Source organism: Roseateles sp., assembly GCF_031397715.1.
Taxonomy (GTDB): domain Bacteria; phylum Pseudomonadota; class Gammaproteobacteria; order Burkholderiales; family Burkholderiaceae_C; genus Paucibacter_A.
In genome coordinates, this window is sequence record NZ_JANNMI010000244.1 from 19,468 (window position 1) to 33,931 (window position 14,464).

General features: G+C 54.7%; 12 protein-coding genes. 10 read left to right on the forward strand and 2 right to left on the reverse strand.

What is annotated here, in order from left to right; all coding sequences use genetic code 11:
- The first annotated feature begins 14 nt into the window (after positions 1-14).
- From RMO57_RS10585 to RMO57_RS10630, 10 genes are all read left to right on the forward strand, one after another.
- Positions 15-1,310, forward strand: a complete 1,296-nt coding sequence (locus RMO57_RS10585) for a glycosyltransferase (RefSeq protein WP_310386413.1) — start codon at positions 15-17, stop codon at positions 1,308-1,310.
- Positions 1,292-2,638: a 3-deoxy-D-manno-octulosonic acid transferase gene (locus tag RMO57_RS10590; RefSeq protein WP_310386415.1), complete on the forward strand. Its 1,347-nt coding sequence runs from the start codon at positions 1,292-1,294 to the stop codon at positions 2,636-2,638. Before RMO57_RS10585 ends, RMO57_RS10590 begins: the two co-directional genes overlap by 19 nt.
- Positions 2,635-3,798: a hypothetical protein gene (locus RMO57_RS10595; RefSeq protein WP_310386417.1), complete on the forward strand. Its 1,164-nt coding sequence runs from the start codon at positions 2,635-2,637 to the stop codon at positions 3,796-3,798. Before RMO57_RS10590 ends, RMO57_RS10595 begins: the two co-directional genes overlap by 4 nt.
- Positions 3,735-5,051: a glycosyltransferase family 4 protein gene (locus RMO57_RS10600; protein WP_310386419.1), complete on the forward strand. Its 1,317-nt coding sequence runs from the start codon at positions 3,735-3,737 to the stop codon at positions 5,049-5,051. The genes RMO57_RS10595 and RMO57_RS10600 overlap by 64 nt, the downstream gene beginning before the upstream one ends.
- A gap of 3 nt (positions 5,052-5,054) precedes the next feature.
- Positions 5,055-6,488, forward strand: a complete 1,434-nt coding sequence (locus RMO57_RS10605; protein WP_310386421.1) for an oligosaccharide flippase family protein — start codon at positions 5,055-5,057, stop codon at positions 6,486-6,488.
- A gap of 35 nt (positions 6,489-6,523) precedes the next feature.
- A complete protein-coding gene (locus RMO57_RS10610) occupies positions 6,524-7,639 on the forward strand; it encodes a glycoside hydrolase family 99-like domain-containing protein (RefSeq protein ID WP_310386423.1) in 1,116 nt (371 codons plus the stop codon).
- An 18-nt stretch (positions 7,640-7,657) separates the two neighbouring features.
- Entirely contained in the window at positions 7,658-7,852 is a 195-nt protein-coding gene (locus RMO57_RS10615; protein WP_310386425.1) for a hypothetical protein, read from the forward strand.
- A 4-nt stretch (positions 7,853-7,856) separates the two neighbouring features.
- Complete coding sequence (locus RMO57_RS10620) at positions 7,857-8,984, forward strand: acyltransferase (protein ID WP_310386427.1); 1,128 nt, start codon at positions 7,857-7,859, stop codon at positions 8,982-8,984.
- Positions 8,985-9,041: 57 nt separating this feature from the next.
- Positions 9,042-10,910: an asparagine synthase C-terminal domain-containing protein gene (locus RMO57_RS10625; RefSeq protein WP_310386429.1), complete on the forward strand. Its 1,869-nt coding sequence runs from the start codon at positions 9,042-9,044 to the stop codon at positions 10,908-10,910.
- Positions 10,911-11,456: 546 nt separating this feature from the next.
- A complete protein-coding gene (locus RMO57_RS10630; protein WP_310386431.1) occupies positions 11,457-12,374 on the forward strand; it encodes a glycosyltransferase family A protein in 918 nt (305 codons plus the stop codon).
- A gap of 5 nt (positions 12,375-12,379) precedes the next feature.
- Here RMO57_RS10630 and RMO57_RS10635 read toward each other — a convergent pair whose 3' ends face one another.
- The gene (locus tag RMO57_RS10635) at positions 12,380-13,330 is read right to left on the reverse strand and encodes a polysaccharide deacetylase family protein (protein WP_310386433.1); all 951 of its coding nucleotides are present in this window, start codon (positions 13,328-13,330) and stop codon (positions 12,380-12,382) included.
- Positions 13,327-14,464, reverse strand: a 1,138-nt coding sequence (locus RMO57_RS10640; protein WP_310386435.1) for a putative O-glycosylation ligase, exosortase A system-associated, incomplete at its 5' end; no start/stop codon positions are given. The genes RMO57_RS10640 and RMO57_RS10635, both read right to left, overlap by 4 nt.

The following is a 14,464-nucleotide window of genomic DNA, read 5'->3' on the forward strand; positions in this document are numbered from 1 at the left end:
AACCAACCGCACCCATGCCGCGCAAAATCCTCATGATCGCTTTTCACTTTCCGCCCTTGCGCGGCAGCAGTGGAATTCAGCGAACGCTGGGGTTTACGCGTCATTTGCCCGAATTCGGCTGGACCCCCTTGATTTTGACTGCGCATCCCAGAGCCTATCCAGATACCGACACACAAACTGATTGGAAGCTCCCGACGGAGTTGATTGTTCAGCGTGCTTGCGCTTTTGATACCGCCAAACACTTTGCCATTGCTGGGCGCTATCCGCAGTCCTTGGCCTTGCCGGATCGTTGGCAAAGTTGGCACTGGGGAGCGGTCATTGAAGGGCTGCGAATGATTCGGCGCTACAAGCCGTCTGCGATTTGGTCGACCTATCCCATCGCCACGGCACATCAAATTGGCGCCACGTTGCAACGATTCAGTGGTTTGCCATGGATCGCCGATTTCCGTGACCCAATGGCGCACACGGGCTATCCCGCGGATACCCGCACTTGGGAAAGTTTCAGAAAAATTGAATCAAAGTGTTTCGAGCGTGCAAGCAGCCTTTGCTTCACGACTCACGGTGCAAGCCGCCTTTATGCGCAGCGTTATCCGGAGCGCAGCCAAGAACTGCACATCATTGCCAACGGATTCGACGAGCAAGCCTTTGCGGGCACCGCTGCCGGCAAGCGGGATTGGCCTGCAGGGCGTTGGTTGCTATTGCATAGCGGCATTGTTTATCCCGAATGGCGGGATCCCGCCGCGCTATTTGCGGCGTTGCGCAGTTTGCGCCAGCAAGGCCATCCCGATGTTCAGCGTCTGTTGCTGAGATTCAGAGCCTGCGAGCACGACGCGTTCGTACTCGCCAGAGCAAGGGAATATGGCGTTTCCGATCAAATTGAAGTACTCCCGCCGGTCCCCTACCGCGCCGCACTGGCTGAAATGCAAGCTGCCGAGGCCCTGTTGCTTCTTCAATCGGATACTTGTAACGATCAAATTCCTGCCAAAGCCTACGAGTATCTACGCTGTGGGCGCCCCGTCCTAGCGTTGACGAATGAAGTCGGCGAAACCGCCAACTTATGCCGAGCTAGCAAAAATTCTTATTTGGCTGCGCTTGAGTCAGCATCAGATATATCCAACGCATTGATTCGTTTGATCACGTCGCTCAGCCATCAAGATACCCGCGAAAATGGGGGCCCGCTTGATCTTCCAAGCTGGCTTCATGAGTACAGCAGGCAGGGCCAAACAAAAGTGTTGGCCCAGTTACTCGACCAAACTGTTTCCCGGCGCACCCACACAGTAACTCCAACTGGATGCAAGATAAATTCGTGAGCAATCAGCCAACTTCGCTCGCCCCCAAATCGGCCATCCAGTTCAAGTGGCGACTGTTCAGCTATTTAGAGCGGCTGACAAGCGGTCCGGCTGCCGCGCCAAACCTGCCGCCGGACTCCACGGTGAAACCTGCGCTGTGGGTCTTCGCGTCCACAATTGGCGAGCTCAACGCCATTGCCCCCTTTCTGCGGCAATTGGTCGATCTTCATGGGCATCTGCAACTGGTACTGCTGACCGACCGCCGCATCTACCGTGACGCTTTTCTGGCTCAGTACCCTTTGGCTGAAGTCATTGAAATCGGCACCAGCGGCGCGCCGGCCGCTCAACTCGCGGCGCAACGTCCGCCGCAACTCTTCATCGTGGCCGAGATTCCCAGCCTGCCCAACGACGCGCCCTGCCGCCTGCCGTTCGGCTACCCTTATCAAGCGCACCAGGCCGGTGCGGTCGTGGCGCTGGTCAACGGCTGGCTGTACGGATACCCCCCCAGCTGCCGCATGGACAAAATAGAACGCCAGCTACTCGGCGCGAGCTACCTACAAATCTTCGATGTCCTGTGTGTACAGACCGACCAGGTCGCCCAGCAACTGATTGCCCTTGGCGCAGACACGCAGCGAGTCCACGTCACGGGCAATATCAAGTTCGATGCTTTGCAGACGTCGGTTCGCCGCTGGCAAGACACGAGCAGCCCAACCATCCTGCGTTCGCTGGAAGCGTCTGACCGCCCCATCGTCGTCGCCGGTTGCGTCACCGACGACGACGAACGCGAGCTCGTGATGGATGCCTTTGAAGGCCTGCGCAAGCAGCAACCCAATGCGCTGCTCGTACTTGCGCCCCGCCACCCAGAAAATCAGGCCGTCATGCGCGCACTCCACACCAACCTGGAGGCTCGCCAACTCAGCTACCGATGCCGTAGCAACGACAGTGACGCTGCTATCGCCGATGACCTGGCGGTGTTGGTGCTCGATACCATGGGTGAGCTGCGCGATTTTTACGCCCGCGCCACGGTTGCCCATGTCGGCCGTGACCACAATGTGCTGGAGCCCCTCGCGTTCGGCAAGCCCGTTACCGTGCGGCCGAACTGGGACAAGACCTTTCCCAGCTACCCCGTTTTCAGCATGGCAGACAGGGACGGCCTGCTGAGCGTCCAACAGTCATCAACCGGCTTGCAGGATGAATGGCTGAGCCAAACTCAGGCCGACCAAAGGCGGGCGTCAAAAGCTGTGAATGCGCTGCAGCAACTGGCGGGCGCTAGCGCCAGAAGCCTCGCCTGCCTCAAGCGCCTCAAGCGCCTTGATCGCCTTGAGGCAATTCAGGGGGGGCCTCTATGAAAGTCCTGCATCTTTCCCATACCCCCTTGGTTGGTGCGCCGGGGCAAATCTGCGCCGCGCTGCGTGAGCAAGGGGTGGATGCTCGTTGGGCCGTTCTCAAACCGGAAAACTATGCCGGCTTGAGCTTCCAACTTGACTGGCGCTGGGACCATCATCTTGACGAAATCTTGGCATTTGCCGAGGCGGCGGACCTGATTCATCTGCATAACTATATTGACCTGGATTGCAATGATTTTGCGCCCTTAGATTTCAGGCAACTATGGGTGCAAGGCAAGCCGCTGGTGAGGCATCTCCACTCCACGCCGGCATTAATTTCCCGCTATATGGGAAAGACAGAACAGGAAGTACTGAACTGTCCTATACCCAAACTTGTGATTGCGCAGTATCCAGAGAGATTCTTTTCTCGCGCGTGCATCGTACCCAATATCGTTGCCCGCGCACCGGCCTCGCCTGACCGTACCGGCAAACCCCTGCGAGTCGGCTATGCGCCCAGCAATTTCCGCTCAGCGCGTATTTCTCGCTGGGATACCAAAGGCTATCCGGAAACAATTAAGACGCTGAAACGCACACAAGCATCCTTGCAAAAAATGGGAATACCGCTGGAGCTTGACTTGATCACTCAGGTCCCGCACCTCGAATGCATCGCCCGCAAGGCCAACTGTGATGTATTTATTGATGATTTAGTGACCGGTAGCTACCATTTGAATACGCTCGAATCGTTGAGCCAAGGCTGCGCGACCTTGACTCACCTCGACGGCAGAATTCAAACCATGCTTGCGGAGTTATTGAAACGCAGTGACTTTCCTGCCCTAGATGTACGGCTGGAGAATTTGCAAACTGTACTGGAGCACTTTGCTCGCCAACCCGAACTTGCGCGAGCGCTCGGTGCCGAATCGCGCCTGTGGATGCAAGCGCATTGGTCACCGTCAAAAATGGCGCAACACTTTATCGCGGCCTACGCAACGATCACCGCATACCCGGGCCAAGCGTTTGAAGAACGCTTCAACCCTTCGCCGGCGGCAAACTACCGGATTCGCGACCATTTTGATCAGATCTGGCTAGGCCGGCACGCAAGTTGGCCCAAACTGGCGCCGGCATGGTTGACGGCCATCAAGCACGGGCTCGCAAATGGATTTCGGCGGTTGGGGTTAAAGCTGTGAAAAAGGCCTTAGTTCTAACTCGCTGTTGGAGTGATGAGCCTGAAACGGCTACACATGGCATTTTTCAGCGCTTTTCGCTATTTCTCGATGCTTTGTGCGCGCATGTCGATGCCATCGAAATTATGGCGTTTGCGCCTTTCAGTGAAGGGATGCCCGCGCTCGCCGCACGCCACGCAGCACAGTACCAAATAGGTCGGTCGGCACGAATCACGGTCACCGCCGTGGCACGCCGTCCGAACCCGCCCGCTTGGTCATTCATTCAGCGCTATCTCAAACCTGCGCTTTGGGTCGATAGTCAGGAGAACTACCTGAATATGGCCTCTGAGCCTTGTATTGAGGCGGTACGCATGGCATTGCGCAGCGCGCCTGCTTTGGTTTTCGCCCATCGCCTGCCTGTCTTCACGCCTTTACTGAAGCTGAACAAAGACACATTACCGCCCATCCTGTTCGACATGGACGATATCGAACACAAGGCCCTCATCCGCGGTTTGTTGTTCGCGCCTCGATGGCAAAGTGAACGTTTGAGATTATTGCAAACACCTGCATTGATGCTGCGAGAGCGCGCAGCAGTAAGAGCCAGTCGACACACCTTCGTGTGTTCTCAGGAAGATGCCAATCTGCTGCAACGAATTTCCGGTTCATCGTGCGTTTCCGCAGTCCCCAATGCAGTCGCGGCCCCCGCCGACTTGCCGATAAGAGCCACCGCAGGAAATACTTTCGGATTCATCGGATCTTTCGCTCACCCGCCCAACCTTGATGCGGCCACCTGGCTGATCGAGGATATTTGGCCCCGCATACGCAAAGTCCACCCTGATGCCAACCTGAAAATTGCCGGGGCAGGATCAGGTGTCGCCCTCGCCCACTACGCCGGCACGCCAGGGCTCACGGTATTGGATTTCGTCCCGGATGTTGGCAGCTTTTATAACGATGTCACCGTCGTGCTAGCACCACTGCGATTTGGTGCAGGCACGCGTGTCAAGATCATCGAAGCAGCAGGTTATGGCCTGCCGACGATCAGCACTGGAATCGGAGCTGAAGGGCTGGTTTTTAAACCCGAAGAGGAGATTGTTTTGGCGGAGTCTGCCGAACAGATCGCCAGCCGAGCCTGCCGCCTGCTCAGCGACCACGCTGCTGCGCTCAGAATCGGCCGCGCTGCCAGAGCATGCTATAAAAAACAATATGGCAGGCAGAACGCCGTCGAAAGCATCAGCGGACACGTTGCTCGTATTTTGAAAACCCCTACAGTCCGCTGAACCATGTCACTTAGAAAATCGATTTTCATCAGCGCACTTTCTGCCAACAGTTTGACGCTTATCGGCATCGTATCGTCGATGATCATTGCGCGAATACTGACACCGACGGATCTTGGCGCATACGCCATCGCGGCCGTCTTTGTTGGTCTAGCACATCAGTTTCGGGACTTCGGTACCAGTACCTATCTCGTGCAATGCCAGACCATTGACAAAGAGTCATTGGGCAAAGCGCTCGGACTCACGGTGCTATCAGCTACAGCGCTGGGGCTTCTTGTCATGGCGCTCGCACCGCTAGCGGGGTGGTTCTACCAGACCGAACAGATTACTTATGTTCTGTTCATTCTTGGGGTGAACTTTTTCATTGTGCCATTCGGCGCTAATACCTTGGCCATTCTTCGGCGCGACATGCGTTTTAGAGAGCGCGCGATAATCGATCACGCCAGCTCCATCACAGGCCTTGTCGTATCCTGCGCATGCGCTTGGCGGGGGTATGGGGCACTTAGTCTTGCCTTCGGAACGTTATTTAGCACCATCGCTACAACGCTATGCGCAGGTTTCTACCGACCCAAACAGCATCCTTGGTCGATTCAGTTTCGTAACCTCAAAGACATCTTCAGTTTCGGCGTCAGCGCGACCGCCAGCGCCATGATCACCCAGCTCAACCGAGGCGTGATCGAGATCATAGGCGGACGGTTTGCCGGGCTTGAGGCTGTCGCGTTCTTCAACAAGGCGAAGTCAGTAACCGACCATATTGGAGCTTTGCTGCTCGGAGTGGCCCATCAAGTCACTCTGCCGGTCCTCTCTGAATCTCATCGAAAAGGCGAGCTGCTCGCCCCCATTTACTTAAGAACGGCAGCCTTACTGACCGGATTCATGTGGCCCGCCTGTGCATTCGCCGCCATATTCCCGCTCGATATACTGCATTTTATGTTTGGGCCACAGTGGGATGCGGCAGCCCCAATGCTGCAACTGATGTGCCTCTTGACCGCACTTAGCAGTCCGTTATGGCTTTGGTCCCAGCCGATGTTTGCGCTTGGGCGCCCAAAGCCCGTCCTCTGGGGTGAAATTCTGCACTTGGTCTGTCTACTATTTGGCCTTGCAATACTCGCTTGGGGTCTGAAGTCCAGTAACCTAGCCTTGGCGATGATTTTCACGCCCCCGTTCGTGCTGGGCTACGCGTACCGCACGCTGCAACGGAACCTGAATTTCACTCACCGGGAGTTCGTGGGGGCGCTGTGGCCAAGCGCGCAAACGGCTGTGGCGGTAGCTTGCACGGCATATTTATTGGCGACGGTAACCGAAGAATGGCACCTAGCCCCACGTCTGCTCATGAGCAGCGTTTTGTGTGGCATAGCATGGCTGGCAGGCATATTCATTGCCAAGCATCCGTTGAAAGCAGAAGTCATGCATGTATTACGCTATACGAAGCTTATTTAGTTTGCAACTAACATTACAAAACATATCAAATACGCATGATCGAGCAGCCCACACCGTCACCCCGCGCCAGAGCCATTGCCCTGTATCTCCCTCAATATCACCCCATCGCCGAAAACAGTGAGTGGTGGGGGCCAGGTTTCACCGAGTGGACCAATGTAGCCAAGGCCAGGCCACTCTTTAGAGGTCACTATCAGCCCCACTTACCTGCTGATCTTAGTTTTTATGATCTGCGGCTCGCGGAAACACGGTCCGAGCAAGCAAAATTGGCGCGCGCCGCGGGTATCGAAGGTTTTTGTTACTACCACTACTGGTTTGCTGGCCGCCAAATCATTGAGCGCCCATTTAATGAAGTACTGGCTTCCGGGGAACCTGATTTCCCGTTCTGTCTATGCTGGGCAAACCAAACTTGGTCTGGCATATGGCATGGCCTGACAAATCGAGTGTTGATCGAACAAACATACCCTGGTCGCGAAGACCACATCAAGCATTTCAACGCCCTGCTTCCCGCGTTTACTGACCCCCGCTACATCAAAGTCGATGGCAAACCGTTGTTCGTGATTTTTAGTCCAACTGATCTTATTTATCCTGAAAAAACGACCGCACTTTGGCGCGAGCTGGCCGTCAAGGCTGGACTGCCCGGGCTCTACATTACGGCGAGCATTGGTGACCCTGACTGGAACCCTCATGCTCACGGGTTCGACGCCTCTGTAATTACACGTTTGCCTCAAAAACGCCGCGCTTGGGTGCCTTGGTCTAGCCCCTTAAAAAAAATTCGAGATAAATTGTTGGACATCGCCGGCAGACCTACCGTGCATGCTTATCGGAAGGTGATCGAAAGCATGATTACCGATCCTGAAAGCAATATCACGAGCTTCCCCTGTGTGATTCCAAATTGGGATAATACGCCGCGCAGTGGTTCCAAAGGCATGGTTTTACACGGATCAACCCCGGAGTTATTCCAGAAAATACTTGAAAAAGCAGTCGCCAGAATTGAAAATGAGAGCCCTGAACACAGAATAGTATTTATCAAGTCATGGAATGAGTGGGCTGAAGGCAATCACCTCGAACCCGACCGCAGAGATGGCAAAGGGTACCTAGAAGCAACCCGAAATGTCTTGCTTGGTCAAGCCAAAAACCCGAATATAAAGTAAGTTTTATTAGAATGACTGATGCCATGCTTTTCGCTGCTTGAAAAGCATCTTCGCAGCCAAATTTTGGCGCTGGTGACATATATTTTAGAATTAGCCACCGCCAGCCTGACCAATGGCTGGGGGCATAGAGTTTGCGGAGCTTGTATTGAAATTACTAGAAAATTCAATTTCATTGAAGCAAATTTTTTTGTTCAACGGCAGCTTGGGCAGTAGCTGAGTGAACGTTCAACAAGCCAACCATCGGGGCGGTAGGCTCGCCGAGATTGATGCGCTGCGCGGCATCGCTGCGGTGCTGGTGCTGCTATTTCACTACACGACACGCTTTGATCAAATTTTTGGCCACTCCCAACCTTTGGAAATTAGTTTTCCATGGGCTTATGTCGGCATCAATCTATTTTTCATCATCAGCGGCTTCGTCATTTTTTTGACGCTAGAACGCACCCGGCACGCCAGCGACTTCATCGTTTCTCGGGTCAGTCGGCTTTACCCTGCATACTGGATCTCCCTGCTGATCACCTTTTTGGTGGTCCGCATGCTGGGTTTGCCAGGCAAGCAAGTTTCCAGCAGTGACGCGGCCTTGAATATGCTGATGTTCCATGGCAGTTTTGGCGTGCCGCATGTCGACGCCGTCTATTGGACACGCGAGGTAGAGCTGCTGTTTTACGCGCTCGCGCTCGCGCTCTTTTTGAGCCGGCAATTACACCGCGTGCACTGGTTTATGTATGCATTGATCGCGCTCAAGGTGGCGTATGCCATTGCGGCTCGTCAGTTCGGCATTGATCTGCCCCGGCGCATACAGTGGGCCTTGATCTTGCCCTACATTCCCTGGTTTGCCTGTGGAATTGCCATTTATCGTACGACTGCCGGCCGTAGCACCCGGCGCCATGATCACGGTATTTTGATAGCGGCAGTATTGGGGATAGGCTACGTTGATGGTTTTGGCTTAGGCTTGTTATGCATCTGCTTCAGCGCCTTGGTTTGGTTGGCCGCCAATAACCGCCTCAAACTACTGCGCAAGCCGGTAATTCTGTGGCTAGGTTTTATCTCTTATCCGCTTTATTTGCTGCACGAGAATATCGACTGGGGCGTCATGCGGATCATCGAACAGGCCGGGTTCTCGCCCTGGCTGGCTATTGGTGCGGCGAGCGCCGTGGCGCTCGTTCTTGCCTGGCTCGTCGCCAACTTTGTTGGGCGGGGTGTTTCGACACCTCCCTTGGCTCGCGATGATACCGATAGCACCTTTTTTTGTGTCGCCAGTTCCCGCGCCAGCCACTTGCGCTCGCCTACCATCGTCCAGCCGCAGGCAGCCAATGCAATTGAATGCGCTTTATCAACTCACCGATGATCTGCGCGCCGATCGTTGTCATTTCACTGCTGCAGGCCTCCAAGAAGCGGCCTCTATATGGGCAAGCACCTTGGCGAACGATGCCAGCCTCACTACTTCTCGCCTCCAATCAAATCGGACAACTTCTCCATGATCCAAGGTCAGATCGATTTCTCGCTGCTTCAATCGAACAGCCGCCCGAATTTTTCAACTGATTCGGAAATCAATGAACCCGGGCTGATGCTTCGCCAGCAAGGCGAGCACAACCAGGTCGTCTCGAGCAGCGATGGCTTCTTGTTGATTGCGGGCACGCCGCGAATTCGCGATGCGCGACTGGCCTTGCAAGTCAAGCAAGAAGGGTGGGCAGTCCTGCTGCCCCGCTTGCTGGCCAAGCCAACAGAAGTACTCGCCCATCTGGCCGGCCGCTTCAGCCTGCTATGGCTTGACCCTCGGCTGCAACAACTCGGATTCGCGAGCGATCGCTTCAACACCTTCGGCTATTGCTATCGCGTCGAGGGCTCACGCGTCAGCTTTGCCAGCCGCGCCGATACCGTGCCGACACAGCTTGAAATCGATCCGCAGTCCATCTTTGACTACCTATACTTTCATGCGATCCCGGCACCGCGCACCATTTTCCGCGGCATTAACCGCCTTCCGCCAGGCAGCCTATTGCAGGCAAGCCCGGCAGGCGTCGAAGTCACCCCATGGTGGGCCGCGCATTTTGACGAACCTGAGACGGGTGACTTGAAACAACTCGGGGAGTCTTTTCGCGGCATCGTGCAAGAGGCGGTTGCGCGCGAAGCTAGTCGCCCCGGCAGCACGGGCGCCTTCCTCTCCGGCGGAACAGACAGCTCGACCGTGGTGGGCATGCTGGCCAAATGCAGCGACACACCGGTTCAAGCGTACTCGATTGGTTTCGAGGCAGCAGGCTATGACGAAATGGAGTATGCGCGCATTACCGCCCGTCACTACGGCGTCCAGCATCACGAGTATTACGTGACGCCAGAGGACTTGCTCACTGGCATACCGGCGGTTGCCCACTATTACGACCAACCTTTTGGCAATTCGTCTGCGGTACCGTCTTACTACTGTGCCAAACTCGCCCAATCTCACGGCATCACGCGACTCTTGGCCGGCGATGGTGGCGACGAACTATTTGGTGGTAATACCCGATACGCCAAGCAACAGGTATTCACGCATTATCAAAATGTACCCGAACCGCTGCGTAAAATCTTGCTGGAACCGCTGCTGAGGCAGCACTGGTTGCACGTCTTGCCCTTCGCTCGCAAGGCCGCCAGCTATATCGAACAAGCCAATACACCCTTGCCTGATCGCACCGAGCAATACAATCTGCTGCACCGACTCGGCATGGCCGAGGTCTTTGAGCCGGGTTTCATGAACCAAGTAGATACCGGCGCGCCGATGGCCTTGCAGCGCAGTGTTTGGAATGCCATCGATGCGGGGACCTTGATCAACCGCCAACTCGGTTTCGACTGGCGCTTCACGCTCGCCGACACCGATTTGCCCAAGGTGATAGGCACGACGGGCTTGGCGGGTATAGAAGTCGCCTTCCCGCTGTTGGACGACGCACTGGTGGACTTTTCCGCCAACTTGCCGCCGCAGTTCAAACTCAAGGGCCAGCAACTGCGGTGGTTCTTCAAAGAAGCACTTCGCGATTTTCTGCCGCCGCAAATCCTGACCAAGCCCAAACACGGTTTTGGCCTGCCTTTCGGACCTTGGATGCTGAAACATGATGGTTTGCGCAAACAAGCCACCGAGACACTCGCCAGCCTGGGCAAACGAGGCATCGTGCGCCCGGAATTCCTGCATTCGCTGCTGCAGGACAGGCTGGCTGAGCACCCCGGCTACTATGGGGAGATGGTGTGGATTTGTCAGATGTTGGAGTATTGGCTGCAAAAAAATGCGCCTACGTTTTCCGTGCGTTGATCCCAAACTCAATGGCACACCCTCTGCTAACCGGTTGGATTCGCGGAATTCCGGCAGTCCATGCCGATTCGGTGCCAGTCTCACGGGGTGAGCAAATGACGGGCGTTCATTCAATCATTACATTGCCCTGCCGCCCATGAATGGATTTAGGATCAATGACCGGACCAAGTTTTGCAAAAACTACCGATACTGGTTGCCGGCGTACTCGCCCAGGGTGATGGCATAAAGAGAATTCCCTGAAAATGACAAATTTCAGTAAGATTAATCAAATTTAGTTGCTAGCGATGGCAAAATTTTAAGTAGTTTTTAATTCATCAAGTACCGACTGGGTTGTTGCTGACGGATCGAGACAATCAAACTCCATTTCATCTAACAATGTGGGGTTGTAAATCGCCAGATATTCCCGGTTTAAAACCAAGGCAGAGGCCGCCGTAGAATCATACCCACTATACATTTGCCGATTCACCGCATTCGCCGCATTCGCCCACTTCGATGCTGGCCCACCGGGTATGTATTTCTACGTAGCCCCAAGCAACAGATTAACCAATGATAAAAGTTTCAATTATTTTGCCGGCCTATAATGCCGAAAAATTTATTTCACAAACTATTGCTAGTATTTCTGAGCAAACATTTGCTGACTTTGAAATAATCGTGGTTGACGATGGCTCACGGGACGCTACCGCTGCCATCGCCACAGCGGCAGATCCACGCGTTCGGGTTATTACACAGGCCAATCAAGGGATTGCTCAGGCCCGCAACGTGGGTGTTTTAGCGGCGCAAGGGCAGTACATCGCCTTCATGGATCATGATGACTTATGGCACCCCCAAAAATTAGAAACACAGGTAAAACTACTTGAACTTGATGCGTCCTGTGCCGTAGTTTACGGCGAATTCGAGCGCTGGACGCCGCCGATGCCGCCCGCCTTTAAGAACACCAAGCTGGACTGCGGACAGCAGGTGCCTGCGTTGTCAGGCATGATTCTTTCGCGTCTTGTTGAAACCAATTGGGTGTTATTTAGCACCGCAATGTTCCGTCGCCATGTGTTTGATCGGGTTGGTTTATTCGACCCCACCATGCCGCCGGCCGATGATTGGGATTTCGCCCTACGTGCCGCCGAGCAATTTAAGTTTGTGAAACTTGCGCAGGTGGTGGCTTTGTACCGAATTCATGCCGGGCAAACGTCGTTGAAGTTGCAGTCACGCAATATTGAATACGAACTGCGCGAGCGAACGCTGACGCGCCTGCATGCGCTGGGCCAGCTCGCCCATGATGAGGCTGGCGTTCAGCAGCGGCAGTTCCATTGCATTTTCAATTTTGGGCTGAATCAATATGCAGCTGGAAAATACGTGTTGGCAACGAAGACGTTCTTGAGCGCGTTCAAGTACCGCAAAAAGTCGCTCCGCGTGCTAGCGTATCTCAGCCTAGCTCGATTGCGCTCAATCGGCAAAACTGCTGAGGACTAGCGCAATTACGCGCGCTCAACCTGCCGCATCGCATTCATTGTCATCCGCGCAAGGAATCTAGCGCGCGACCGATCCCACGGTGAAAATCGCCGCAACTGGAACAAGTCCGCATCTCCCCTGGATGCCCCAACGGCGGTAGAAACGGCGGCGGTAAAACCCGCTGCTTTAACCATTTCCACATGCTCACTCTTGTAGTCTTGACCGGGCCGCCCATTTGGATAAGCGAACAAAGTGACCGGCGCGTTCACAATTGTCTCAAGCTCGCGCTTACCCTCTTCAATTTCACGTTGTGCCTGACCAGCACTGACGCGCGCAAGGATCGGATGAAACTGGGTGTGGGCGCCAATACTCTGACCGCTGTTCGCCAATTTCCTGACTTCATCTGAGCTCATCATCAAATCGGCATGCAAGGGCAGCTCACAGCGTTCAGCCAAGCTTGCAACCGCCTGATTTCGCGCCTCAAAATCGAGATATTTGATGGCAGCCAGTAGGCCGTCGATGGCGCCTCGACGGGAGGCGGCGTCCGAGATTGCAAAGCGCCCGAACTCGCCCGCATCAAGTTCGTCGCCGCGCCATCGGCGCACCGATTCAATCACCGTGTCATTCCACATGCGGCCGCCATCCAGAAAGCCGGTCGCGATGAAGAATGTTGCCGACAATCCGTGACTTTCCAGAATGGGCGTTGCGATATGTAAATTATCGGCATAGCCGTCATCAAAGGTGATTGCCAACGCTCGGCTAGGCAAACAACCTTGCGCGAGCATCGCGACGGCCTGCGTCAACGGCAGCACATTGAAGTGCCGTTTTAGCCAGTCCAATGTTTGGGCAAAGCGTCGCGCATGCATTTCTTCTGGAAAGATCGGATCAGGGTCGGCCAAAACCCGGTGCCAAATCAAGATGGACAAGCACCCTCGGTGCCCGCCAGGCAAGGCCAATGACAGCATCGAGTTGATCATGCCGTGCGCTCCGCAAATGGGGCTGAGATGGGCCGGCCGCGGACGTCGAGGCGCTCGCTTACAAACCTCCTCAAAACATAAACGAGTACTGCCACATAGTAGGGTAGGTCAAAATAACACAGACTCAAGAACGCCCCCCCGACCGCAAACGCTATCATACTAACCTGCAGCATGCGCGCCAAATTCACAACCCAGCCAAACTCCACAATAAACTTCGATTTCTCAATCACCCAGTTGCATGAGCTCCAAGTGTAAATCCAAAAAGAAAGGTATAAAGCTAGGCCGATCCAGCCGTGTTCGCCCAGCATTTGAAAATAGATACTGTGCGCAGTGAGGGGCGTCAACGGATCCGGCGCGTATAACCCAAACACATAAGCATTTGCCACTGCGTAGCCACCGCCCGTAATTCGATCTGCAGCCAAATTAAATGCCATATGCCAAGCATTGATTCTCCCCATCGCGGAAGAATCGGAGTCATACGTCTGCACCGTACTCATGCGCGAGTACCAACTGTCCGGCATGAACATCAAGGCAATTGGCACCAGCGCCAGCAGACCGACAAGTAGCCAGCCCTTGTTCTTGCTTTTCAACACCAGGAATAAAGTCATCGCAGACAGCGCCAACAACGCCCCCCGCGACTGGCTGCCCAAGGCCGAAAACACGCTCAGCACCGCCATCGCCTGCAAACCTCGCTTGATATATTTATTGGTCTGCTCGCTGGCCAAGAAGAACAACAAGGGCACCACCATGACGGCCGCCAAAGCAAACGAGTTGTTGTCTTCAACAAACGAGGACGGCGGCCCCCAGACCCGGTGCGAGCCACCCGATAAAATAGTGAACAAACCACCTTTGGCGCTGAGCACACCAATACTCAAAGTCAGCACCCAAGTCATTATCTTGATTTGCTTCTCACTCACAATCAATGCATAAGCAATCACCACCATCAAGTTAATCTTAATCACCCGCCCCAGCATCCCAAAACTGGGTTCAGGGAAAAATGCGGCGATCGTGGTGATGCACATCCACAGCGTCAAGGCGATCAGCAGATTACTCGACGGGTTAAATGGGCTGCGCCGCTCATCCTTGGTCATCAACAGACCAATGAAAACAACGGCTGCGGCCGCCTGCGCAAAT